Raw genomic sequence first — 22,632 nt, 5'->3', positions numbered from 1 at the left:
CCCTGAGCGTGCGTGTGCGGATGCTGGCTGGATTGTTCCCGCGCCGAACCGGTTTCAGGTTTTCCCCGTGTTACGGAATCGGGCCCGGTGTGGTTCGGTGGACCACACCGCGTCCGGCCCCTCGCCGACGCTCAAGCCGGGCAGCAGGGTCGCGGCCGGCGAGTGGGTGTTCGCGGGCCAGTACCACCACGAACAGGGCGGCCGCGACGCGAAGCACGACAGCTGCACCATCACCGCCACCGCGGCCGGCAAGCAGTACGCGGTGACGGGCGACTTCGCGACCCGCACGACAGCCGACGGCGACTCCTGACCGACGGGAGGTACGCGCCCCGAAAGGGCGCGGGGGACTGCTGGACGTGTCCGGCGAGGGAGCGAAACGGGCCGGAGGGGCCGCCCCGGCCCGTTTCCGTCTCCCAGTCGCCGCCGGGACCGGAAAGGGTTGCCGCCCTCGCCGCTACGACACGAAGTACGTCGGGTTCGGCAGCTTGTACGTGCGGTCCGCGTGGCCGCCGTCCAGGTCCGAGTACTGGTCGCCGAAGTTGGCGATGATGTCGTACCCGAGGTCCTTCTCGATGTGCTGTCGGGTGCCGGACTTGTACTGCACGGTCGTGCAGTTCCAGGTGCCCGCGGTGGCGCAGGAGCTCAGGTAGGACGGCGGGTTGGCCTTGTCCTTGAGGAACATGTGGGCGGCGTCGAGGTTGACGTCGGCGCCGATCTTCTTCAGGTTCTCGACGGCGGCGGTGCGCTGCGCCTCGCTGAGCCCGGAGTTGTAGAAGACCTCGACGCCCTCGCTCTGCGCGTACTGGACCAGCTCGGCGCTGCCGAACACGCCAGGTCGGTCGGCCTTGTTGACGTAGTCGGCCCACGTGGTCGAGTTGTACGTGTAGTTGTAGCGCTTCTCGTAGTCCAGGCTGAGCAGCAGCGTGTCGTCGATGTCGAAGACGACCGCGGGCTTCTCGCCCTTGCGGTGCGCCTTGCGCGCGGCCCGGTCGATGTAGCGCCTGGCGTCCGCGTCGATGCGCGCCAGGTCCTTGGCGTACGGGCTGGCCGGCGAGGCCTGGTAGACGCCGTTGGCGTCGGCGGCGGTGCCGTAGTAGGCGTCGATGTCCTTCACCAGGAGCCCGATGTTGTACGGCTCGTGGGTGGAGTTCGCGGTCGACTGGCCGGCCGTGGCGGCACCGGCGCCGTAGAGGGCACCGCCGGCGAGCGCGCAGGCAGCGGTGACAGCGACTGCTCTGAGTGGGTTCCGCATGTAATCTCCGCGTCTGGGTTGGTAGGTGTTGCACCAGGTCACGCAATGTCTACGCGCATCACGCGGAGTTCGGCGAGCCTGTTATCTGATTGATACTCACCACCGGCTGCACGGCTGGTCAGCCGTGCGGCCGACGCCGACGCGGCTCCCCGCCCTCCCCACCTGCTCGCGCCACGTGGCGCAGGACACGTTCATGACAGGATTGCGTCGAGGAAGGCTCAGGGAAGTCATAGGGGCGCCCATGATTGCCGCGAAGGGATGACCCGTGACGTCCAAGGCGCCTCCCCCCATACCCCGAGCCGCAGGATCGTTTCCGTTCATCGGCCACGCGTTGAAGATGCGCGACAACCTCGGCTTCATCGACTCGCTGCGCGAGACACGCGAGCCACTCGTGGAGATCGTCCTGCAACCCGGGACGCGCACCGTCGTGGTCCAGGACCCGGCCCTCATCCACCAGATGCTCAAGGCCCTGGGGCCCACCCTCGACAAGGGCCGGCTCTACGACAAGCTGGGCCAGCTGCTGGGCGACAGTGTCGTCACCGCGGTCGGCCGCAACCACGTGCGCAAGCGCCGCCAGCTGCAACCGGCGTTCGCCCACACCGAGATCAGCCGGTACGTCGACATCATGCGCGGCGAGGTGACGGCCACGGTCGCCGGCTGGGAGCCCGGGAGGCCCCTCGACGTACGTGAGGCGATGGTCGGGCTCAGCCTCGACATGCTGGCCAAGACCGTGTTCGCCGGCAGCCTCGACGACGCCGTCTTCCGCCGGCTGCGCAGCGACCTGTCGGTGGTGTTGAACGACGTAGGTGTCCGCATCATGGTGCCCGACTGGGCCGAACGCCTGCCGCTGCCCTTCAACCGCCGCTTCGACCGGGCCCGGGACGGCGTACGCGCCACCATCAACACGGCCGTCGAAGAGCTGCAGGCCTCCGGGCACGACACCGGGGACATGCTCTCCATGCTGCTGCGCGCCGTCGACGAGGAGACCGGCGAGCCGCTGACCGGGCATCAGATCTGCTCGGAGATCCTCACCCTGGCCGTCGCGGGCACCGAGACCACCGCGTCGGTGATGTCCTGGACCCTCTACGAACTCGCCCGCCACCCCGAGATCGAGGACCGGGTCCTGGCCGAGCTGGACGAGGTCCTCGGCGAACGGCCGGTCACCTTCGACGACGTGCCCCGGCTGCCGTACCTGAACCGGGTGATCACCGAGACCCTGCGGCTGCACCACCCCGGCTGGCTGGTCACCCGCCGCACCACCGAGGAGACCCGGCTCGGCAAGTGGACGCTGCCCGCAGGCACCGAACTGGCCTACTGCCAGCACGCCCTGCACCGCGACCCCGAGCGCTTCCCCGACCCGCTTGCCTTCTTCCCGGACCGGTGGGCCGACCCCGCGCAGGAGCTTCCGCCGGGTGCGTTCCTGCCCTTCGGGGACGGCAAGCACAAGTGCATGGGGGACCGTCTCGCCCTCACCGAGCTGGTCACGGCGCTCGCGACGATGCTGCGTTCGGTACGGCTGGAGCTCTCCGAGGGCCAGGCCGTCCGCCAGGTGGCCCGGCTCACCGTGCGGCCGCACACCCTGCGGATGACCGTCCGCCCCCGGATCCGTGCCGGAGCCGGGGCCGGCCTCTAGCGCGTGCTTCCTCGGCGGGTCGGTCGACCGGCCCGCCGAGGCATCCCCGCGGTCGTCCCGGAGCCGACAGCGGCCAAGGAGAAGGCGTAGGCGGCGTCCGGGTCCTCGCTGCTGATGCGGCTCCGGCTCACCAGGAAGCCGTGCGGGTTGGCGACGGCCGTCGACGGGGCGAGGACGAACCCGTACGGGCGCTCGCCAGGTCGGTCCGGTTCGGGGTGCGGAAGTGGCAGCCCTCGTACACGGCCGTGGCCCGCCCGACGATGTCGACGTCACGCGCGACGTGGCAGCGTGCGAAGTACTGGCGGGCGAGGACCTCCGGGACCGTCGAGTCGGCGGATTGTCGCTGCGGACACCGCCGTTGTCGTCCCAGAAGGTGATCGTGCCCTTCCCGGAGCCCTCGCCGCCCCTGTCGCCCGCGGATGCTGCTCTTCATCGATCGGCTCCTGTGTCTGGGGTCAGCAGGGAGTGACGCGGAAGTGCGGGGAGGCGGCGGCCCAGGCAGCGGCCGCGGCACCCGGCCGACGCTCGCCCCTCATCGGCTCACCTCCTCGGGCGGGGCCCAGGGGGCGCCCAGTTCGGAGTAGAGGGAGAGAGTGTCGGCGCTGGCCGCGACCAGGGCGTCGATGCCGGTCACGACCCGGCGGCCGTCCTCGGGCCGGCGGTGCCAGGCGCCGGCGGGCAGCGCTGCCGGGTCGCCGGCCAGACGAATCGCTTCGACGACCTTCATGAAGGCGCCGGTCGCGTCCGGCTCCACCAGCAGGGCCGCGCCGGTGGTGAGGTGGTCGGCGAGGTTCTCCAGCAGGTCCGTGCTGCCGTACTCGGTCTCCTCCGGGCCGTGGCCGGCCCGCTGCACCAGCACCCGGTCCTGCTTGTACCAGTGGGTGATCCGGCCGCCGGTGCCGTGCACCACGACGTACGGGTCCCCCGGTTCCTCGGCGCAGAGCGTGGCCGCGACCGTGACCGGGCCGCGCGGGGTGGTGACGCGGACGCAGGAGGTGTCGTCGGACTCGATGTCGTTGGCGCGCAGCAGTTCGGTCTGGATGCCGGTGACGTCCTCGGCGCGGTCGGTGCCGAGCAGGGCGAGGCCGGTGGCGACGGCGTGCGCGAGGGGGTTGGTGAGGACCCCGTCGACGACGTCGACGCCGTTCAGCCGCCGCTTGCCGGCCCAGGGCGCCCGCCGGTAGTAGGCCTCGGGGCGGGCCCAGGCGCCCGCGCCGCCCACTCCCACCACGTCGCCGACGGCGCCCTCCTCGATCAGCCGCCGGATCGCGGGCACGGCGTGCGAGCCGAGCGACTGGAAGCCGATCTGGCAGGCCACGCCCGCCTTCGCGACCCCGTCGGCCATCCGCCGGAACTCGGCGTACGACGGCGCCGGCGGCTTCTCCAGGAGCACGTGCACGCCCCGCTCGGCGGCCGTCAGGGCGAGGTCCGTGTGGGTGGGGATGGGCGTGCAGATCACGGCGATCCGGGCGCCGGTCGTATCGAGCAGGGCGCCGAAGTCCGCCGACTGGGCGGGCTGCCCGAGTCCTTCCGGCAGCTCGTCGGCGCCCAGCGGGGTCAGCTCGCAGATCCCGGCGAGGCGTACGACCCCCTTCTCCTGGAGCCGGCGGATGTTCTCCAGGTGCCATCGGCCGTGGCCGCGCGCCCCCGCCAGTACGAGGTCGATGGGCGAAGAGTTCACAGCGTCCTCCCTGCGTCGTCGATCAGTGCGAGCAGAGTAAGCGTTTTCCCCGGTCCGCCCGCGAGGTGTCTCATGCCTTCACCGCCCCCACGCCGAAGCCGGTGATCAGCCACTTCTGGACGAAGGCGAAGACGACCACGAGCAGCGGCGGAACGAGGATGGGGAAGGCCGTGAGCCGGTTGCAGCCGTCGGCCCAGACGGCCTCCTCCGGGGAGTACGGCACGTTCCCGATGAAGCCGCTGATTCAGGATCATCGGCCGGGGTCAGCCCGCGTACGGGTCAGGGACTTCGCCCGGCCGGGCCAGGAACTCGAAGTCGCAGCCGGTGTCGGCCTGGGTGATCTGCTGGTCGTAGAGGGCGCCGTACCCGCGCTCGTACCTGACCGGCGGCGGTGTCCACGCGGCCCGGCGCCGCGCCAGCTCCGCTTCGTCGATGTCGAGCCGGAGGGTGCGCGCCTCGACGTCCAGGGTGATGGAGTCCCCGGTGCGGACCAGGGCGAGCGGCCCGCCGACGTACGCCTCGGGCGCGATGTGCAGCACGCAGGCGCCGTAACTGGTGCCGCTCATCCGGGCGTCGGAGATCCGCACCATGTCCCGCACGCCCTGCTCGAGGAGGTGGCCGGGGATGGGCAGCATGCCGTACTCGGGCATGCCGGGGCCGCCCCTGGGCCCGGCGTTGCGCAGGACCAGCACGCTGTCGGCGGTGATCCCGAGGGAGGGGTCGTCGATGGTGCGCTGCATGGTCCGGTAGTCGTCGAAGACGACGGCAGGACCGGTGTGCTTGAGCAGCCGCGGCTCGGCGGCGATGTGCTTGATGACCGCGCCGTCCGGGCAGAGGTTGCCGCGCAGCACGGCGACCCCGCCCTCGGCGGCCACCGGATTGCCACGGGTCCTGATGACGTCGTCGTCGTGCACCCGGGCACCGGCGAGCTGCTCGCGGTAGGTGTCGTACGACACCGTCGGCCGGTCGAGGTGGAGCAGGTCCTGGATGCGGGAGAGGAAACCGGGGAGGCCGCCCGCGAAGTGGAAGTCCTCCATGAGGTACCGCTGTCCGCCGGGGCGGACGTTGGCGAGGACGGGCACGGTGCGGGCGATGCGGTCGAAGTCGTCGAGGGTGAGGCGCACCCCGGCCCGGCCGGCCATGGCGATGAGGTGGATGACGGCGTTGGTGGAGCCGCCGAGCCCGAGGACGGTGGTGACCGCGTCCTCGAAGGCGTCGCGGGTGAGGAGGTGGGAGAGCCGCCGGTCGCGGTGCACGAGGTCGACGATCCGCATCCCCGCCCTGGCCGCCATCCGGTCGTGCCCGGAGTCGACGGCCGGGATGCTGGACGCGCCCGGGACGGTCACGCCGAGCGCCTCGGCGGCGGCGGTGAGGGTGGAGGCCGTCCCCATGGTCATGCAGTGACCGGGCGAACGGGCCAGCCCGCTCTCCAGCTCCGTCATCTCGCAGTCGCCGATGAGCCCGGCACGCTTGTCGTCCCAGTACTTCCACATGTCGGTGCCGGAGCCGAGGACCTCGCCCCGCCAGTGGCCCGGGAGCATGGGGCCGGCCGGCACGAAGACGGCCGGCAGGTCCACCGAGGCCGCGCCCATGAGGAGGGCCGGGGTGGACTTGTCGCAGCCGCCCATCAGCACGGCCCCGTCGACCGGGTACGACCGCAGCAGCTCCTCCGTCTCCATGGCGAGGAGGTTGCGGTAGAGCATCGGGGTCGGCTTCTGGAAGGTCTCCGAGAGCGTGGCGACCGGGAACTCCAGCGGGAACCCGCCCGCCTGCCACACGCCCCGCTTGACCGCCTGCGCCCGGTCACGGAGGTGCGCATGACAGGGGTTGATGTCCGACCAGGTGTTGAGGACGGCGATGACCGGCTTGCCGAGGTGTTCCTCGGGGAGGTAGCCGAGCTGGCGGGTGCGGGCGCGGTGACTGAAGGAGCGGAGCCCTTCGGTGCCGTACCACTGGTGGCTCCGCAGCTCCTCGGGCCGCCTGCGCGGGACGCTCTCACCGCTGCTCACAGCGACCACCCGGCGGCTATGGCGGCGACCTCTGCGCGCCGTTCCTCCGGAAGCTGCCTGCTGGGCGGCCGGACGTCGCGGCGGCACAGGCCGAGGGCGGCGAGGGCCTCCTTGACGACGGTGACGTTGTCGGCGGAGCCGTTCGCGGCCCGGAGTTCCTCGAACCGGCGGATCTGCTCCCAGACCTTCATGGCGGCCGGGTAGTCACCGGATCGAAGCGCTTCGATCATGTTCAGCGAAACGGCCGGCGCGACGTTCACGAGGCCGGAGGTGAAGCCGGTGGCGCCGGCCGAGAAGTAGGAGGGTGCGTAGGGCTCGGCGAGCCCGGCGACCCAGACGAACCGGTCGAGTCCCGCGTCCCTCGCGAAGGCGGCGAACCTGGCGGCGTCCGGGACGGCGTACTTGACCCCGATCACGTTGGGGCAGGCGTCGGCGAGTTCGGCGAGCCGGGCGCCGGGGAGCTGGGCGTTGCGGATGTACGGGACGACGCCGAGCTCGGGGACGGCCGCGGCGACGGCCCGGTGGTAGTCGACCCAGCCCGCCTGCGACACGTACGGATGGACGGGCTGATGGACCATCACCATCTGGGCGCCGTGCTCGCGGGCGTGGCGGGCGGTGGCGACGGCGGTCGCGATGTCGTGCCCGACCCCGGCCAGGACGGCCGCCCGGTCCCCGGCCTCGTCGAGGGTCAGCTCGGTGACCAGCTGCCGCTCCTGCGGGGCGAGGGCGTAGAACTCGCCGGTGTTGCCGTTGGGGGTGAGGGTGCGGACGCCGCCGTCGAGGAGCCGGCGCAGCAGGGCCCGGTGGGCGTCCTGGTCCACGCCGCCGTCCGCGGCGAACGGGGTCACCGGGATGGCCACCACGTCGGCCAGCGCCGCCCGTTGGCTCTCGAACACCACGCTGCTCACTCCTGGTCCGCCTGGCCGGCCGGCCGGGGAAACGCCCGGTCGACGAAGGACGCGATATGGGTGTGCAGGGCGCGGGCGGCACCGTCGGCGTCACCGTCCAGCGCCAGCCGCAGGATCTCCCGGTGCTCGCCGGCCTCCCGCTCCCAGGAGGGGGAGGCGGCCCAGGCGACGGCGGAGACGAGGGCGGCCTGGTCGCGGACCTCGTCGAGCATCCGGCCGAGGAGCGGGTTGCCGCACGGAAGGTAGAGGGCGCGGTGGAAGTCGCGGTTGGCGAGGGAGCGTTCGGCGGTGTCGGTGGCGTCCTCGGCGCGGGTGAGGGCGTCCCGGGCGGCGTCGAGGGAGGCGCTTCGCCGCACGGCCCGCCGCAGCGCCTCGGGCTCCAGGAGCAGCCGCACGTCGTAGACCTCCCGCGCCATGTCCGCGTCCACCATGCGCACCGTGACGCCCTTGTACTGGCTCATCATGACCAGCCCGGTCCCGGCGAGGGTCTTGAGCGCCTCCCGCACGGGCGTCTTGGACACCCCGAACTGCGCGGCGAGCTCGGTCTCCACCAGGGCCTGACCGGGCGTCAGCTGCCCTGTCAGGATGCGGTGTTTGATCGCGTCCAGCACGAACTGCGTGCGCGACGGAATCGGCACGGGCACAGAGGTCATGCGCGCCTCTCGGGGTCACGTGTCAGGTGCGGGACCTGATCTGACGTATCTGATCTCGCGTATCGCGTCTCATATATGACGTACGAGGTACGACGCGGATGAAGGTAGGAGGACGGCTGTGTCTCGTCAATGCCTTTGACAGAGAACGTGGTTGGAGGGCGGGAGCCCGATCGCAGGGTCGGCGGCCGGCCGACGCCGGACTGCGGTGGGCCACTTCCGCGAGAAGGAGGAGGTCCGCGGGCCGACGAGCTGTCCCCGGGCGAGGTGCTGAGCGCCGCGGAGCGGAGTCTGCGGCCGTGGTGGGCGGATCGGGACGAGGCCGCCCGCGAGGAGTGACGCGGCTTCGGCCACCGCCTCAGAACCCCCTCGCCTCCCCCTCCCGGGCCACGCTGGTGAGACGTCCCGACACCGCGCCTGCTCGGGTCGCCGCCATCTCGCGGGTCAGGGACGGGCCCACGTGGGTGATGAGGAGTTCGCGCGCTCCCGCCTGCCGGGCGATCCGCCCGGCGTCCTCCGGGGTCAGATGTACTCGTTCGCCTTCGCGATGCCGGTCGAGGTCGGCCTCGCACAGGAAGACGTCCGCGCGGGTGGCCAGCTCGGTCAGGGCGGCGCACGGGCCGCTGTCGCCGGAGTAGGCGAGCACGCTGCCCTGGCACTCGGCGCGCAGCCCGTAGGCCTCCGTGCCGTGGGCGACCGCGCGGGCGGCGAGCCGCAGGTTCCAGTGCTGGACGGCGTGGCCGTCGTACAGGGGACGGAAGTCGAAGATCCCGCTCAGGAAGCCCGGGTCGGGACGGCCGAAGAAGCCGGCCAGGCGTGCCGCGCACTCCTGCGGCGCGTAGACCGGGATCGGTGCGGCCGGGGTCAGGCCGCCGAAGGCGTACGCGTACGCGGCCGCCGCCAGATCCGCGGTGTGGTCCGCGTGCAGGTGCGAGAGCCAGATCGCGGTGAGCCGCGCCGGATCAGTGTGCCGCTGCAACTCCGCGAAGGTTCCGGTCCCCGCGTCCACCCACACCTCGGCGCCGCCGCCCCGCACCAGGTAACCGGAGCACGGGCGGCCGGGCCGAGGGTAGGGGGCGGCGGTGCCGAGGACGGTGAGGCTCAAGGGCATGGCGAGGAGAGTACGGATCCGGGTCCCCGCCCGCTCACCGTTTGCGCCCCTTCACGGCTTCCACTCCGGGTGCCGGCCGCTCAGCCCCACCGCCCGGTCCAGCAGCCGCGCGCCCTCCGGCACCGGCACGAGGGGACCGAACGGGCCGCGGCCGCCCTCCGCTGCCATCCGCAGGAAGCCGTACGCCGCCTCCAGGGCCGCGGGATCGGGGACGTACTCCTGGCCGGTGGCGCGGGCCAGGTCCCAGCCGTGGATCACCAGTTCGTCGGTGGCGACCGCGCCCGCCACCGCGCCGGGCAGATCGATCCCGCCCGCACGCGTCATGCCGTCCCACGCGGACGGGTCCCGCCAGGCCTCCGCCAGGGCGTCCAGCGCCTTGGGCAGTTCCTGCCGCCAATCAGGTCCGAGGACCGGCAGCGCCGCGCCCGGGCGGTGGTCGGTGGTGGCCCCCAGCTCCTTGCGGGCCGCGTCCTGGAAGGCCACGGACAGGCCCGCCACATGCCCCAGCAGGTGGCGGACGGCGTAGTCAGGACAGGGCGTCGGCACCGCGAGCTGCCCGTCCGCCACCCGCTCCGCGAGCTCCGCCACGATCCTCGCCTGCGGGCCGAGGTCGATCATGGTCGTACCAGTCATCGTGCTGCCTCCCGGTGCGTCGCCGCATTCAGGAGGTGGACCGCACGGCCTTGCGAAACTCATCGGTCCGCCACACCGACATCCCGCCCAGGAAGCACCACAGCGCGATCACCGGGTCGCAGAGCGCGCACCCGAACGACGAGTCGAGGAAGAACGGGATCAGCGGCGAGCCCTTGATGTCGTGGACGACGTCCCACGCGGTGTGCAGCAGCCAGCCGACGCCGACGAAGGTCCAGGAGTCCAGGCCCCGGTAGGCGACGTACGTGGCCAGTGCGGTGAACGCGAACTCCCAGCCGCCCAGGCCGCCGCCGCTCAGGTACGCGGCACCCGCGCCGGCCACCATCACCGCGTTGAGGCGGCGCCGGTGCGGTTCGCGGACGAGGGACATGACGAGGACGTAGCCGAGGCCGATGAGGATCGGTGCGATGTAGCGCATGGGGCCGACGGTAGGGTCGCGGCCCCGCCGGCCCCAGGGGCACCGGCGACAGGTTCCGACGGATTCCCGCCGGGCGGCCCGCAGGAGGAGCTCACGCCCTGCCCGGCGCCCTTCCAAGGCACCTTCCCGATCCCCCCACCCCCGTCTTAGGGCCACGATGAGCAGGCATGACGACCAGCACCTCGTGGGCCGTGGCCCGCCTGCTGCGCGACCGCAACGCGGCCCTGTACCTCACCGGCGTCGTGATGTCCGGCTTCGGCACCTCCGCGCTCGGGCTACGGCTGCTGTTGCCCGTCTTCGGCGCAGCGCTGCTGCTCACCGCCGGGGCACTGGGTCAGCGCAGTGCCTCCCGGACTGCGGCCAGGTCGCCGTCGGACGCCAACCCGGCGTGATACAGCCGCAGTTCGGTCGCGCCCTGCGCACGGGCGCGGTCCCTGTCGGCCGCGAGGGTCGCGGGGCTGCCGCCCATGCCGGAGACCACCGTGAAGTTGGCGGCCAGGACGGTGTCCGCACGCGCGTGTTCGGCGAAGGGCGCGAGCAGGCCCGTACCGGAGGCGCAGGGGACCACGACGCCGTCCGCGACGGACAGGATCCAGGCCGGGTCCACCCCGGCGTTGGCTCCGCAGTGGTACGTCACCGGGTCGGCGTGCAGCAGCACCTGGAAGCCTTCCGGGGCCGCGGCCCGGACCGCGGTCACGGCGGTCTCCTGGAGCGTGCGGGCCTGTCCGTCGCGCCACGCGCGCGTGGCCGCCGCAACCGGCTCGCCGAGCAGCTTCTCCACCGTCGGCCAGCCGGTGTCGTCGCCCGTGCCCCGCCACAGCGGCTCCAGTGCCTCCCGTACGGCGGCGGCCAGTTCGTCGGCGTCCAGGCCCTGTTCGCCGTACCCGGTCCGGCACGCGGGGCAGAAGCACAGTGCCATCAGGTACTGGCCGGCGTCGCCGAGGCCGACCCCGGCGGTCTTGTCGTGGGCGTGCAGGTGCTGGAGGCCGTACCAGCCGAGGGACTCCAGTTCGGTACCGGCCGCGCCGGGGCGGACGGCGGCCTCGGCGGCGAGGTCGGCCAGGTACGCGCGCGTGGCGGGCTGGGCGATGCAGGGCGCCCAGGGGTAGCGGTCGCCGTAGGCGTTGACGACGGAGGTGTCCGGGTGCTCGGCGCCCAGGCGGGAGTTGTGGGCGAGGACCACCCAGGTGTGGACTTCGAGGCCGGCGCCGCGCAGGGCGTCGGCCGCTTCGCCGTGGGCGTCGCCGGGGGCCCAGTCGCCGGCCGGGTGGGGGCGCAGCTCGCGGCCCGCCCAGCGGTCGCCGTCGGCCGGGTAGTAGACGGCGGCGTGTTCGGCGGTGACGATGCGGTGGCGGGGGTGGCGGGGGGTCAGGGCGCGGGTGGAGTGGTAGGCGGAGGCCAGGGTGACCTGGTCGACGCCGAGTGCGGCGATGCGTTCCGGGGCGGCGGGGTCCCCGTTGACGTCCCAGGGGTACACGAACGCCGAGGTCTTCGGCCGCCCTGCCCGGCTCGCTCCGGAGTGCGTCACGCGCCCTCCTCCAGCAGTGCGTACCCGCGCTCGATCAGCTGGGCGAGCTGCTTCACGTGGTCCTCGGCCGGCTCGTGCAGCGGGGGGCGGACCTCGCCGACGTCCAGGCCGCGCAGCCGTACGCCCGCCTTGACCAGCGAGACGGCGTATCCCCGGCCCTGGGCGCGGAGCTCGACGAACGGGCGATAGAAGCCGTCCAGCAGGCGCTCGGCGGTCGCCCTGTCCCCCTCGCGCAGGGCTGCGTGGAAGGCGAGGGCGATCTCGGGGACGAAGCAGAACACGGCGGAGGAGTAGAGGTCGATGCCGATGGCCTGGTAGGCGAGCTGGGTCTGTTCGGCGGTGGGCAGGCCGTTGAAGTAGAGGAAGTCGCCGGGGGCCTCGGTGCGGACGGCGCTGACGATGCGCTGCATGAGGTCCAGGTCGCCGAGGCCGTCCTTGAAGCCGATGACGCCCTCGGTGCGGGCGAGTTCGACGACCGCGGGCGGGGTGAACACGGAGTTGTCGCGCTGGTAGACGATCACCGGGAGGGCGGTGGCCGCCGCCACCTCGCGGTAGTGCCGGAGCAGGCCCTCCTGTCCTGCGACGACCAGGTAGGGCGGCATGGCGAGGAGGCCGTCGGCGCCCGCGGCCTCGGCGAGACGCGCGTAGCGCACGGCGAGTGCGGTGCCGTAGCCGGCGCCGGCCACCACCGGTACCCGGCCGCCGGCCGCCGCCACGGCCGCGCCCACGCAGGCCTCGAACTCCTCCGGGAGCAGCGCGTGGAACTCCCCGGTGCCGCAGCAGGCGAAGACGGCGGCGGCACCGGCCTCGACGCCACGGCGGACGTGCTCGCGGTAGGCGTCGAGGTCGAGGGAGCCGTCGGGGCCGTAGGCGGTGACGGGGAAGAAGAGCGGCCCGCGCGGGTCACGGAGCCGGGCGGCGAGAGGGGCTGGCGTCACGGGCGCTCCCTGTCGAGGCGGTCGACGCAGATCGTGCTGCTGATGCATGTCTCTGATCGGCGTCCATATTCATGAACGTGACCACGTTACGAGGCCGCCTTGGGGCCGGTCAAGGCGGCAAACGACCAACAGTCGAGCGGATTCCCGCACTCCACGGCACACTTGACTCGGCGCGCCGCATCTCCCTAGCGTGTCCATGAATGTGAATGTCAGACACGTACGCGACCGGTGTCGATCCAAGGAGACCGTGCAATGCCCACGCCCCGCACGCTACTGCTCACCGGTGCCGCCGGCGGACTCGGCACCCTGATGCGGTCCCTGCTCCCGGAGTACGGCTACGAGCTGCGCCTGTTCGACGTGCGCCCGGTCGAGGGCGCACCGGACGCGATCACCGCCGACCTCGGCGACAAGGACGCGCTGCGGGCCGCCGTCCAGGGCGTGGACGCGGTCCTGCACCTGGCGGGCATCTCCCTGGAGGCACCGTTCGAGAAGATCCTCCGCTCGAACATCGAGGGCACCTACAACCTGTACGAGGCCGCGCGCGAGGCCGGCGTGCCGCGCATCGTCTTCGCCTCCTCCAACCACGCCGTCGGCTTCACCCCGGCCCCGCGCGCGGGCGACCCGCTGATCCCGGTCGACACCCCGCGCCGCCCGGACACCTTCTACGGCCTGTCCAAGTCGTTCGGCGAGGACCTCGCCCAGCTGTACTGGGACAAGCACGGCCTGGAGACGGTCTCCGTGCGCATCGGCTCCTGCTTCGCCGAGCCGGCCGACGTGCGGATGCTCTCGGTGTGGATGAGCCCCGCCGACGGCGCCCGCCTCTTCCACGCGGCGCTGACCGCAGAGGAGGTCGGCCACACCGTCGTCTACGGCTCGTCCGCCAACACCCGGTTGTGGTGGGACCTGAGCACCGCACGCGCGCTCGGCTACGAGCCGCAGGACGACTCCGAGCAGTTCGCCGCGAAGCTGATCGCCGAGCACGGCGAACTGGACCCGGGGAAGCCGGCCCACACCCACCTCGGCGGCCGGTTCGTCGACGACCCGCCCGTCTGGCCGTACTGAGCGACGGGCCGGGCGGCGGAAAACGATCGCTCACGGCGGCGGGCGGGCACCGAACGGGCCCGCCCGCCGCCGCGTTCGGGCATCCGGGGCGCCCGCTCCCACCCCTCCCGCCACAGCCGCGCAGGTCCGCGGCGGGCACTCCGCCCGGCAAACGGGCGCACACGGGCAGTATCGGGCCCGCAACAGGCCTGGTCAGCCTCGCACACCCGCTGTAGAACTTGCTGCATGGCCCGAACGGGCAGCTCCACGCAGCCGCACGCGACTCCACACGGCTCCGTGCGGTTCCACAAGGAAGTGGGTGACGAGATGAGCACGCAGACGGCGGAAGAACGCCAGCGCGAGATCGTGCGGGCCGCGCGCGCCACGGGCTCCGTCGACGTCACCGCGCTCGCCGGCGCCCTGGGCGTGGCCAAGGAGACCATCCGGCGCGACCTGCGCGCCCTGGAGGACCACGGCCTGGTGCGCCGTACCCATGGGGGCGCGTATCCCGTCGAGAGCGCCGGCTTCGAGACCACGCTCGCCTTCCGCTCGACCAGCCACGTGCCGGAGAAGCGGCGGATCGCGGCGGCCGCCGCCGAGCTGCTGGGCGACGCCGAGACCGTCTTCGTCGACGAGGGCTTCACCCCCCAGCTCATCGCCGAGGCACTGCCGACGGACCGGCCGCTGACCGTGGTCACGGCGTCGCTGCCGGTCGCGGGCGCGCTGGCCGAGACCGAGAACATGTCGGTCCTGCTGCTGGGCGGCCGGGTCCGGGCCGGCACGCTGGCCACCGTCGACCACTGGACGACGAAGATGCTCGCCGGCTTCGTTCTCGATCTCGCCTACATCGGAGCCAACGGCATCTCGCGCGAGCACGGGCTGACCACGCCCGATCCGGCCGTCGGCGAGGTCAAGGCGCAGGCCATCCGGGCCGCACGCCGGACGGTCTTCGCGGGCGTGCACACCAAGTTCGGAGCCGTCAGCTTCTGCCGCTTCGCCGAGGTCGGCGCCCTGGAGGCGATCGTGACGAGCACCCTGCTCCCGACGGCCGAGGCCCACCGCTACTCCCTGCTGGGCCCGCAGGTCATCCGGGTCTGACCCACCACCGCCCTCCCCCGAGGGCTTTCCACACCCATCACTGCCCCATATCTCCCGATTCCTCCAGGAGCGATCCATGCGAACCCCGAGCCGACGGAGGCCGCGAGTCACTCTCGCCATGGCCGCCGCAGGGACGCTGCTCGCCCCGCTGCTCTCCGGCTGCTGGGTCGGCGCGGGCGGGTCCGGTTCCGGCGGCGATTCGATCAACGTGCTGATGGTCAACAACCCCCAGATGACGGAACTCCAGAAGCTCGCCCCGCGCTTCACCCAGGAGACCGGCATCAAGGTCAACTTCACCGTCCTGCCCGAGAACGACGTCCGCGACAAGATCAGCCAGGACTTCGCCAACCAGGCCGGCCAGTACGACGTGGCCACCCTGTCCAACTACGAGATCCCGATCTACGCCCGCAACGGCTGGCTGCACGAGATGGACTCGTACGTCGCGAAGGACCCGGGCTTCGACCAGCAGGACATCCTGCAGCCGATGCGCGAGTCCCTGACCGCCGACGACGGCAAGCTCTACGGCGAGCCCTTCTACGGCGAGTCGTCGTTCCTGATGTACCGCAAGGACGTGTTCGCGGCGAAGGGCCTGACGATGCCCGCGCATCCCACCTGGCAGCAGGTCGCCGACCTGGCCGCCAAGGTGGACGGCGCCCAGTCCGGCATGCGCGGCATCTGCCTGCGCGGCCTGCCCGGCTGGGGCGAGCTGATGGCACCGCTGACCACGGTCGTGAACACCTTCGGCGGCACCTGGTTCGACAAGGACTGGAAGGCGCAGCTGACCGGGTCCGGCTTCGAGAAGGCGACTAAGTTCTATGTCGACCTGGTCCGCAAGCACGGCGAGTCCGGCGCCCCGCAGTCCGGCTTCGCCGAGTGCCTCAACAACATGACCCAGGGCAAGGTCGCCATGTGGTACGACGCCACCAGCGCGGCCGGCCTCCTGGAGGCGAACGGCTCCCCGGTCAAGGGCAAGCTCGGCTACGTCCCCGCGCCCGTGGAGCAGACCAAGTCCTCCGGCTGGCTCTACACCTGGGCCTGGGGCATCCAGAAGGCCTCCCGCAACCCCGGCAAGGCCTGGAAGTTCGTCTCCTGGGCGTCCAGCAAGCAGTACGAGGAGCTGGTCGGCCGGAGCGACGGCCAGACCGGCGGCTGGTCCAACGTCCCGGCGGGCAAGCGCGCGTCGACGTACACGAACCCGGACTACGTGAAGACGGCCGCGGCCTTCCAGGAGATGACCAAGGAGGCCATCGAGAGCGCCCGCCCGAACGACCCCGGCGTCCAGCCGCGGCCCGCGCCCGGCATCCAGTTCGTCGACATCCCCGAGTTCACCGATCTCGGCACCAAGGTCTCCCAGGAGATCAGCTCGGCCATCGCCGGACGGCAGTCCGTCGACTCGGCCCTCAAGAAGTCCCAGCAGCTCGCCGAGAAGATCTCCAAGGAGTACAAGGGACGATGACCGCGACGACAGCCCCCTACGCAGCGACACCCGCACGCGCCACGCGGCCGCCCTCTGCCCGCCTGCGCGCCTGGGCCACCCGGGCCCCCCTCCTGCCCGCCCTGGTCTTCATGATCGTCGTGACCCAGCTGCCCTTCGTGGCCACGGTGGTCATCTCCTTCTTCGACTGGAACGCCCTCTACCCGAAGGCCCGTCACTTCGCCGGCGTCGACAACTACCGCCAGGTCCTGACCGACGCCGACCTGCGCCACTCGGTCTGGACGACCGTGCTGCTCACGGTGACCGTGGTGCTGGTCAGCCTGGTCCTCGGCCTCGCGCTCGCGCTGCTCCTGAACAACAGGTTCCGCGGCCGGGGCGTCGTCCGCACCCTGCTGATCGCCCCGTTCCTGGTGGTCCCGGTGGCCGCCGCCCTGCTCTGGAAGCACGTCCTCTACAACCCGGAGTACGGCCTGCTCAACGGCCTGTTGCACTATGTCGGCGGGCCGCAGCCCGACTGGATCTCCAACACCCCGCTGCTGGCCGTGGAGGCCGCCCTGGTGTGGCAGTGGACGCCGTTCATGATGCTGATCCTGCTCGCCGGACTGCAGAGCCGGGACCCCGAGCAGATCGAGGCGGCGCGGGTCGACGGCGCGAACGAATGGCAGGTCTTCCGCCACCTCACCCTCCCCCACCTGCGCCGCTACCTCGAACTCGGCGCCCTGCTCGGCTGCATCTACATCGTCCAGAACTTCGACGCGGTCTTCACGATCACGTCCGGCGGCCTGGGCACCGCCAACCTCCCCTACACCGTCTACCAGAGCTTCTACCAGGCCCACGAGAACGGCCTCGCCTCGGCCGCGGGCGTCCTGGTGGTCATCGGCTCGATCATCATCGCGACCTTCGCCCTGCGCGTGGTGTCGTCCCTGTTCCGAGAGGAGGCGTCCCGCGCATGAGCAGTCTCGCCCTACGCGTCAGGAAGCACCGGGGTCTCAGCATCGGCCTGGTGGCCTGGCTGGTCGGCATCGTCTTCTTCTTCCCCATCGCCTGGATGGCTCTGACGTCCTTCCACTCCGAGGCGGACGCGGCGACCAACCCGCCCTCCTTCGGCGCCGCCCTGACCCTGGACGGCTACCGGGAGTTCTTCGGCGCGGGCGGCGGCGCGAGCCCCTGGCCGGCGCTCGTCAACTCGGCGGTCGCCTCGATCGTCTCGACCCTCTTCGTCCTCGTGCTGGCCTTCCCGGCGGCGTACGCGCTGTCGATCCGGCGGGTGAAGAAGTGGACCGACGTCCTGTTCTTCTTCCTCTCCACGAAGATGCTGCCGGTGGTGGCAGGGCTGCTGCCGATCTACCTCTTCGCGAAGAACACCGGGATGCTCGACAACATCTGGTTCCTGGTCATCCTCTACACCTCCATGAACCTGCCGATCGCGGTGTGGATGATGCAGTCCTTCCTCGCCGAGGTCCCGGTCGCGGTGATCGAGGCGGCGCAGATCGACGGCGCCCGCCTGCCGACGATCCTCGCGCGCGTGGTCGCCCCGATCGCCCTGCCCGGCATCGCCGCCACCTCGCTGATCTGCTTCATCTTCAGCTGGAACGAACTTCTCTTCGCCCGAGTCCTGACGGGCGTGGTCGCCGAGACCGCCCCCGTCTTCCTGACCGGCTTCATCACCAGCCAGGGCCTGTTCCTGGCCAAGGTGTGCGCCGCGTCGCTCGTCGTCTCCCTGCCGGTGCTCGCCGCGGGGTTCGCCGCCCAGGACAAGCTGGTCCAGGGCCTGTCGTTGGGAGCCGTGAAATGAAGGCCGCCGTCATCGAGTCCGTGGGCCGTGCCGTCGTCACCGAGGTCCCCGACCCCACGCCGGGGCCTCGCGAGGTGGTCGTCGAGGTGGCCGCGTGCGGGCTGTGCGGCACCGACCTGCACATCCTCCAGGGCGAGTTCGCGCCCAAGCTGCCGATCGTGCCGGGCCACGAGTTCGCCGGCGAGGTGGTCGGCGTCGGCACCCAGGTCACCGAGGTCGCGGTCGGCGACCGGGTCGCGGTTGATCCGTCCCTGTACTGCTACGAGTGCCGCTACTGCCGCGACGGCCACAACAACCTGTGCGAACGCTGGGCTGCGATCGGCGTGACCGTGCCGGGCGGCGCCGCCCAGTACGCGGTGGCCCCCGTCGCCAACTGCGTGAAGCTCCCCGAGCACGTCCGCACCCAGGACGCGGCCCTGGTCGAGCCGCTGTCGTGCGCGGTGCGCGGCTACGACGTCCTCAACTCCCGCCTGGGCGCGCACGTGCTCATCTACGGCTCCGGGACCATGGGCCTGATGATGCTGGAGCTGGCCAAGCGCACCGGCGCGGCGAGCGTGGACGTGGTCGACCTGAACCCGGCCCGCCTGGAGACCGCCCGGCGGCTGGGCGTCTCGGCGACCGCCGCGAACGCGGACGAGCTGGACCGGCCGCGGGGCTGGGAGGTGGTGATCGACGCGACCGGGAACGCGGCGGCGATCCAGGACGGCCTGGGCCGGGTCGCCAAGGCCGGCACGTTCCTCCAGTTCGGCGTCGCCGACTACGCGACCCGGGTGACGATCGACCCGTACCGCATCTACAACCAGGAGATCACCATCACCGGCTCCATGGCCGTGCTGCACAGCTACGAACGGGCGGCGGAGCTGTTCGCGAACGGGGTCCTGGACCCGGAGGTCTTCATCAGCGACCGCCTCCCCCTGGACAGCTACCCGCAGGCACTGGAGCAGTTCGCGGCGGGCGTGGGACGGAAGATCGTGGTGATCCCCTGAGCCGATCGAGGGATTCCGGGCGCGGCCCGTCGGTAAGGGAACGGTAAAGCGGGGTCGATCGTTCACCCGGCATGACAGCTATGACCCCTGGCTCGAACATCCCTCTTCCGGTCTCCCGGGTGGCGGTGGACGTCGCCGCCCCCGTGCGGCTCGACGTGTCGGGCCTGCTGCTCACGGGCGACGGCAAGGTGCGCTCCGACGACGACTTCATCTTCTACAACCAGCCCGGCGGCCCGGGTGTGACGTACCGCTCCGGCGGGGGTACGGCCCCGGACGCGATCACCGTCGACACGGCGGCCGTGCCGCCCGGCATCGAGAAGATCGTCGTCACCGCGAGCCCCGACGCCGCGGGCCAGACCTTCCAGGGCATCGAGCCGACGGCCACGATCCGCAACGCGGACGACGGCTCGGTGCTGGCCACCTTCACCCCGCCGCAGCTGGGCACGGAGACGGCCCTGGTGGTCGTGGAGATCTACCTGCGGAACGGCGCGTGGAAGGCCCGCGCGGTCGGCCAGGGCTACGCCAACGGGCTGGCCGGCATCGCCACCGACTTCGGCGTGACGGTGGAGGAACCGGCCCCGGCCCCGGCGCAGACCCCCGCGGCCCAGCCGGCGCCGGAACCGGCCCCCGCGGCCCAGCCCGCCGCTCCCCCGGTCCCGCCCGTCCCGCCCGTCCCGCCCGCTCCGCCCGCCCCGGGCGCCGGGAAGATCAACCTCGACAAGGGCCGGGTCAGCCTCCAGAAGAACCAGACCGTGTCCCTGGTCAAGGGCGGCCGCCCGCTGCTCTCCCAGGTCAAGATGGGCCTGGGCTGGGAGCCGGCGTTCCGGGGCAAGGACATCGACCTGGACGCGTCGGTCATCGCGTACGGCCCGCAGCGCGACCACGTCGACAGCTGCTACTTCGGCAAGCTGTCCATCCTGGGCGGCGCGATCAAGCACTCCGGCGACAACCTCACCGGTGAGGGAGGCGGCGACGACGAGGTGATCGTGGTGGACCTCGGCCGGATCCCCCCGCAGGTCACCGGCCTGGTCTTCACCGTCAACTCGTTCTCCGGCCAGAAGTTCACGGAGGTCGCCAAGGCGTACTGCCGGCTGCTGGACGCCGCGACCGGCGAGGAGCTGGTCCGCTTCGACCTCACCAACGCCGAGGCGCAGACGGGCGTGATGATGGCGAAGCTGGTCCGCCAGTTCTCCGGCGAGTGGGACATGACGGCGATGGGCTCGTTCGTGAAGGCCCGGACGGTGCGGAACATGGTGAAGCCGGGGGCGGAGGCACTCTGACCCGGGCGCGGCGACGGGTGTGCGGCCGTGGGCGCTACGGCCGCAGCCCCTCCGTGAGCAGTGACAGATAGCGCCGGATCTCCTGGCCCTGCCCGTTGGCCAGTTCCGAGGCCGTGGCCAGTCCGTGCGCGAGGCGCAGGAGTTCGATCGGCTCGATGTCCGGGCGCAGGGTGCCCTCCTCCTTGGCCGCGTCCACCAGCCGGGTCGCCGAGCCGCGGATCAGCCGGCCGCAGGCCGTCAGCGCGGAAGAGCTGCCGTCGGTGACCGCCGAGCCGAGCAGGGCCTTCAGGCCGCGTACCTGGATGGTGGCGGCGCACAGTTCGTTCAGCCACTCCATGAGCGCCGCACCCGGCGGCAGCTCCGCGGCGAACTCGTCGGCGGTGGCCGCCAGCGCCTCCATCCGGTCGGTCATCGCCGCCTCCAGCAGCGCCTGCCGGGTCGGGAAGTGCCGGTAGAGCGTGCCGGAGCCGACGCCCGCCCGCTTGGCGATGTCGTCCAGCGAGGCGTTCTCCCCCTGCTCGGCGAAGGCCTCCACGGCGACCTTCAGCAGCCGCTCGTAGTTGCGGCGGGCGTCCGCACGCATGGGCCTGACCTGCGTCATCCAGTTACTCCTTGCGAACCGGGGACTCTCTCCGTATCTTAGCGAACGACAAACGGAGACAGTCCCCGCTTAGTGCCGTGCGCTCCACGGGCAGCCCACCTGCCCGTACTTCACCATGCCCGCGCCGGGGACACACAGACCGGGAGAACCCCATGTCCGCCCCGTCCAGCCCGTCCGTCCCGTCCAGCGCCGCCGACGCCCCGCCGGAATCCACCTCCCCCGCCAGGCTCGGCACCGCCCTCCTCGTCATCGTCACCGCCTACATGATGGTCGGCGTCGACTCCACCGTCGTCAACGTCGCGCTGCCCGACATCCAGCAGGGCCTGGGGTTCAGCCGGACCGGCCTGTCCTGGGTGCTCAACGCCTACACCCTCGCCTTCGGCGGCCTGTTACTGCTCGGCGGGCGCGTCGGCGACATCGTCGGCCGCCGTCGTACGCTCGGCGCCGGCGCACTGCTGTTCGCGCTGTCCTCGCTGCTCGGCGGGGTCGCGGCGGAGGGCGGCTGGCTGCTCGCGGCGCGGGCGTTGCAGGGTGCGGGCGCCGCGCTGATCGCGCCCAGCACCCTGGCCCTGATCACCACCAACTTCCCCCAGGGCCCGCGCCGTCACCACGCCCTGAGCGTCTACTCCTCCGTGGCCGGCATCGGCGGCTCCGCCGGCCTGGTCCTGGGCGGCATGCTCACCTCGTGGGCCTCCTGGCGCTGGGCCCTGCTCATCAACGTGCCCATCGGCATCGCCCTGTTCCTCGCCCTGCCCCGGTTCGTCGCCGAGACCCCGCGCCACGCGGGCAGCTTCGATCTCGCGGGCGCGCTGACCGGGACGGCCGGCATGACCTCCCTGGTCTACGCGTTCATCCGGGTCTCCGAGGACGGCTGGACCGACACCCGGTCCCTGCTCGGCTTCAGCTGCGCCGTCGCGCTCCTCCTCGGCTTCACCCTGACCGAGTCCCGGGCCGGCCAGCCGATCATGCCCCTGCGGCTGTTCGCCGACCGGGACCGGGCGGGCGGCTACCTCACGCTCATGCTGCTGCCCGCGGGCATGTTCGGCGCCTTCTACTTCCTCACCCTCATCTGCCAGCAGGTCCTGGAGTACAGCCCGTTGCGCGCCGGGTTCGCGTTCCTGCCCATGACGCTGGCCATGTTCACGGTGGTGCGGCTGCTGCCGAAGCTGCTGGCCCGCTTCGGGACCAAGCCGGTGCTGCTGGCCGGCATCACGCTGCTCGTCGCCGCCGGCGGCTGGCTGTGGCGACTGCGGCCCGGCGACGGCTACGCCACCGGGCTGCTCGGCCCGCTGCTGCTGCTCGGGGTGGGCGTCGGCCTGAGCTTCATGCCGCTCAACGCGACGATCCTGGCCCGCATCGGGCCGCGTGAGGCGGGCGCCGCGTCCGGCCTGCTGCAGACCCTGCAGTGGCTGGGCGGCACCCTCGGACTCGCCGTCCTGGTCACGGTCTACGGCACGGCGACCCGGCACGCCACCGGCACCCCGGCCGAGATCCTCACCCACGGCGCGTCCCGCGCGTTCGGCATCGGCTCGCTGGTCGCGGTGGCCGCGCTGCTGGTGGCGGGCTTCGTGATCACGAGCCCGCGGCGGCGACACCCATAGACCCACATCTTCGTCG

The 22,632-nt window shown here is 72.0% G+C and carries 23 protein-coding genes; 11 read left to right on the top strand and 12 right to left on the bottom strand.

The features are described from left to right. Positions 1-97: 97 nt before the first annotated feature. Positions 98-310 (top strand): hypothetical protein, encoded by a 213-nt coding sequence (locus ACFY0K_RS09860; RefSeq protein WP_390639374.1) that lies wholly within the window; start codon positions 98-100, stop codon positions 308-310. A gap of 144 nt (positions 311-454) precedes the next feature. Here the strand turns inward: ACFY0K_RS09860 and ACFY0K_RS09855 are convergent, their stop codons facing one another. After that, positions 455-1,252: an HAD family acid phosphatase gene (locus tag ACFY0K_RS09855; protein WP_390639373.1), complete on the bottom strand. Its 798-nt coding sequence runs from the start codon at positions 1,250-1,252 to the stop codon at positions 455-457. A 265-nt stretch (positions 1,253-1,517) separates the two neighbouring features. On the opposite strand from ACFY0K_RS09855, the gene ACFY0K_RS09850 reads away from it, so the two are divergent. Beyond that, positions 1,518-2,885, top strand: a complete 1,368-nt coding sequence (locus ACFY0K_RS09850; protein WP_390639372.1) for a cytochrome P450 — start codon at positions 1,518-1,520, stop codon at positions 2,883-2,885. Between the two features lie 532 nt (positions 2,886-3,417). Here ACFY0K_RS09850 and ACFY0K_RS09845 read toward each other — a convergent pair. From ACFY0K_RS09845 to ACFY0K_RS09810, 8 genes are all read right to left on the bottom strand, one after another. After that, the gene (locus ACFY0K_RS09845; RefSeq protein ID WP_390639371.1) at positions 3,418-4,566 is read right to left on the bottom strand and encodes a Gfo/Idh/MocA family protein; all 1,149 of its coding nucleotides are present in this window, start codon (positions 4,564-4,566) and stop codon (positions 3,418-3,420) included. Positions 4,567-4,636: 70 nt separating this feature from the next. Continuing rightward, entirely contained in the window at positions 4,637-4,789 is a 153-nt protein-coding gene (locus tag ACFY0K_RS09840) for a hypothetical protein (protein ID WP_390639370.1), read from the bottom strand. Between the two features lie 40 nt (positions 4,790-4,829). Continuing rightward, positions 4,830-6,575 (bottom strand): L-arabinonate dehydratase, encoded by a 1,746-nt coding sequence (araD, locus tag ACFY0K_RS09835; protein ID WP_390639369.1) that lies wholly within the window; start codon positions 6,573-6,575, stop codon positions 4,830-4,832. After that, positions 6,572-7,483: a dihydrodipicolinate synthase family protein gene (locus tag ACFY0K_RS09830; RefSeq protein WP_382730465.1), complete on the bottom strand. Its 912-nt coding sequence runs from the start codon at positions 7,481-7,483 to the stop codon at positions 6,572-6,574. The genes araD and ACFY0K_RS09830 overlap by 4 nt, the downstream gene beginning before the upstream one ends. Beyond that, positions 7,480-8,136, bottom strand: a complete 657-nt coding sequence (locus ACFY0K_RS09825; protein WP_390639368.1) for a GntR family transcriptional regulator — start codon at positions 8,134-8,136, stop codon at positions 7,480-7,482. The genes ACFY0K_RS09830 and ACFY0K_RS09825 overlap by 4 nt, the downstream gene beginning before the upstream one ends. Before the next feature lie 355 nt (positions 8,137-8,491). Next, positions 8,492-9,244 (bottom strand): MBL fold metallo-hydrolase, encoded by a 753-nt coding sequence (locus ACFY0K_RS09820; protein WP_390639367.1) that lies wholly within the window; start codon positions 9,242-9,244, stop codon positions 8,492-8,494. Between the two features lie 51 nt (positions 9,245-9,295). Beyond that, entirely contained in the window at positions 9,296-9,877 is a 582-nt protein-coding gene (locus ACFY0K_RS09815; protein ID WP_390639366.1) for a TIGR03086 family metal-binding protein, read from the bottom strand. Between the two features lie 28 nt (positions 9,878-9,905). After that, positions 9,906-10,313 (bottom strand): DUF6010 family protein, encoded by a 408-nt coding sequence (locus ACFY0K_RS09810; RefSeq protein WP_390639365.1) that lies wholly within the window; start codon positions 10,311-10,313, stop codon positions 9,906-9,908. Between the two features lie 167 nt (positions 10,314-10,480). On the opposite strand from ACFY0K_RS09810, the gene ACFY0K_RS09805 reads away from it, so the two are divergent. After that, the gene (locus ACFY0K_RS09805; protein ID WP_390639364.1) at positions 10,481-10,705 is read left to right on the top strand and encodes a hypothetical protein; all 225 of its coding nucleotides are present in this window, start codon (positions 10,481-10,483) and stop codon (positions 10,703-10,705) included. Here the strand turns inward: ACFY0K_RS09805 and ACFY0K_RS09800 are convergent. Then, on the bottom strand, positions 10,648-11,841 hold the full coding sequence (locus ACFY0K_RS09800; protein ID WP_390639363.1) for a hypothetical protein: 1,194 nt from the start codon (positions 11,839-11,841) through the stop codon (positions 10,648-10,650). The genes ACFY0K_RS09805 and ACFY0K_RS09800 overlap by 58 nt on opposite strands. Beyond that, positions 11,838-12,779, bottom strand: coding sequence for a 5-dehydro-4-deoxyglucarate dehydratase (locus ACFY0K_RS09795; protein WP_390639362.1), 942 nt, complete (start codon positions 12,777-12,779; stop codon positions 11,838-11,840). The genes ACFY0K_RS09800 and ACFY0K_RS09795 overlap by 4 nt, the downstream gene beginning before the upstream one ends. Before the next feature lie 252 nt (positions 12,780-13,031). On the opposite strand from ACFY0K_RS09795, the gene ACFY0K_RS09790 reads away from it, so the two are divergent. From ACFY0K_RS09790 to ACFY0K_RS09760, 7 genes are all read left to right on the top strand, one after another. Further along, a complete protein-coding gene (locus tag ACFY0K_RS09790; RefSeq protein ID WP_390639361.1) occupies positions 13,032-13,841 on the top strand; it encodes an NAD-dependent epimerase/dehydratase family protein in 810 nt (269 codons plus the stop codon). 306 nt (positions 13,842-14,147) lie between these two features. Next, positions 14,148-14,918, top strand: a complete 771-nt coding sequence (locus tag ACFY0K_RS09785) for a DeoR/GlpR family DNA-binding transcription regulator (protein ID WP_390639360.1) — start codon at positions 14,148-14,150, stop codon at positions 14,916-14,918. 76 nt (positions 14,919-14,994) lie between these two features. Then, a complete protein-coding gene (locus tag ACFY0K_RS09780) occupies positions 14,995-16,374 on the top strand; it encodes an ABC transporter substrate-binding protein (protein WP_390639359.1) in 1,380 nt (459 codons plus the stop codon). After that, the gene (locus ACFY0K_RS09775) at positions 16,371-17,306 is read left to right on the top strand and encodes a sugar ABC transporter permease (protein ID WP_351958442.1); all 936 of its coding nucleotides are present in this window, start codon (positions 16,371-16,373) and stop codon (positions 17,304-17,306) included. Before ACFY0K_RS09780 ends, ACFY0K_RS09775 begins: the two co-directional genes overlap by 4 nt. Further along, positions 17,303-18,148, top strand: a complete 846-nt coding sequence (locus ACFY0K_RS09770) for a carbohydrate ABC transporter permease (protein ID WP_351958441.1) — start codon at positions 17,303-17,305, stop codon at positions 18,146-18,148. The genes ACFY0K_RS09775 and ACFY0K_RS09770 overlap by 4 nt, the downstream gene beginning before the upstream one ends. Next, positions 18,145-19,134 (top strand): zinc-dependent alcohol dehydrogenase family protein, encoded by a 990-nt coding sequence (locus ACFY0K_RS09765; protein WP_390639358.1) that lies wholly within the window; start codon positions 18,145-18,147, stop codon positions 19,132-19,134. The genes ACFY0K_RS09770 and ACFY0K_RS09765 overlap by 4 nt, the downstream gene beginning before the upstream one ends. 80 nt (positions 19,135-19,214) lie before the next feature. Continuing rightward, positions 19,215-20,414 carry a TerD family protein gene (locus ACFY0K_RS09760; RefSeq protein ID WP_390639480.1) on the top strand — a complete coding sequence of 400 codons (1,200 nt, stop codon included), beginning with the start codon at positions 19,215-19,217 and terminating at the stop codon, positions 20,412-20,414. A gap of 34 nt (positions 20,415-20,448) precedes the next feature. Here the strand turns inward: ACFY0K_RS09760 and ACFY0K_RS09755 are convergent, their stop codons facing one another. Continuing rightward, entirely contained in the window at positions 20,449-21,015 is a 567-nt protein-coding gene (locus tag ACFY0K_RS09755; protein ID WP_390639357.1) for a TetR/AcrR family transcriptional regulator, read from the bottom strand. 152 nt (positions 21,016-21,167) lie between these two features. Between ACFY0K_RS09755 and ACFY0K_RS09750 the strand changes: the two genes are divergently transcribed. Beyond that, positions 21,168-22,616, top strand: coding sequence for an MFS transporter (locus ACFY0K_RS09750; RefSeq protein ID WP_390639356.1), 1,449 nt, complete (start codon positions 21,168-21,170; stop codon positions 22,614-22,616). Positions 22,617-22,632 lie beyond the last annotated feature (16 nt).

The sequence above is a fragment of the Streptomyces sp. NPDC001507 genome (assembly GCF_042894765.1).
Taxonomy (GTDB): Bacteria; Actinomycetota; Actinomycetes; order Streptomycetales; family Streptomycetaceae; genus Streptomyces.
This window is presented reverse-complemented; position numbering and strand designations above follow the sequence as displayed.

Coding starts and splice junctions, on each gene's coding strand:
- ACFY0K_RS09855 (WP_390639373.1), bottom strand. CDS start 1,252: ATGCGGAACCCACTCAGAGCAGTCGCTGTCACCGCTGCCTGCGCGCTC.
- ACFY0K_RS09825 (WP_390639368.1), bottom strand. CDS start 8,136: ATGACCTCTGTGCCCGTGCCGATTCCGTCGCGCACGCAGTTCGTGCTG.
- ACFY0K_RS09820 (WP_390639367.1), bottom strand. CDS start 9,244: ATGCCCTTGAGCCTCACCGTCCTCGGCACCGCCGCCCCCTACCCTCGG.
- ACFY0K_RS09815 (WP_390639366.1), bottom strand. CDS start 9,877: ATGACTGGTACGACCATGATCGACCTCGGCCCGCAGGCGAGGATCGTG.
- ACFY0K_RS09810 (WP_390639365.1), bottom strand. CDS start 10,313: ATGCGCTACATCGCACCGATCCTCATCGGCCTCGGCTACGTCCTCGTC.
- ACFY0K_RS09805 (WP_390639364.1), top strand. CDS start 10,481: ATGACGACCAGCACCTCGTGGGCCGTGGCCCGCCTGCTGCGCGACCGC.
- ACFY0K_RS09790 (WP_390639361.1), top strand. CDS start 13,032: ATGCCCACGCCCCGCACGCTACTGCTCACCGGTGCCGCCGGCGGACTC.
- ACFY0K_RS09785 (WP_390639360.1), top strand. CDS start 14,148: ATGAGCACGCAGACGGCGGAAGAACGCCAGCGCGAGATCGTGCGGGCC.
- ACFY0K_RS09780 (WP_390639359.1), top strand. CDS start 14,995: ATGCGAACCCCGAGCCGACGGAGGCCGCGAGTCACTCTCGCCATGGCC.
- ACFY0K_RS09775 (WP_351958442.1), top strand. CDS start 16,371: ATGACCGCGACGACAGCCCCCTACGCAGCGACACCCGCACGCGCCACG.
- ACFY0K_RS09770 (WP_351958441.1), top strand. CDS start 17,303: ATGAGCAGTCTCGCCCTACGCGTCAGGAAGCACCGGGGTCTCAGCATC.
- ACFY0K_RS09765 (WP_390639358.1), top strand. CDS start 18,145: ATGAAGGCCGCCGTCATCGAGTCCGTGGGCCGTGCCGTCGTCACCGAG.
- ACFY0K_RS09760 (WP_390639480.1), top strand. CDS start 19,215: ATGACCCCTGGCTCGAACATCCCTCTTCCGGTCTCCCGGGTGGCGGTG.
- ACFY0K_RS09755 (WP_390639357.1), bottom strand. CDS start 21,015: ATGACGCAGGTCAGGCCCATGCGTGCGGACGCCCGCCGCAACTACGAG.
- ACFY0K_RS09750 (WP_390639356.1), top strand. CDS start 21,168: ATGTCCGCCCCGTCCAGCCCGTCCGTCCCGTCCAGCGCCGCCGACGCC.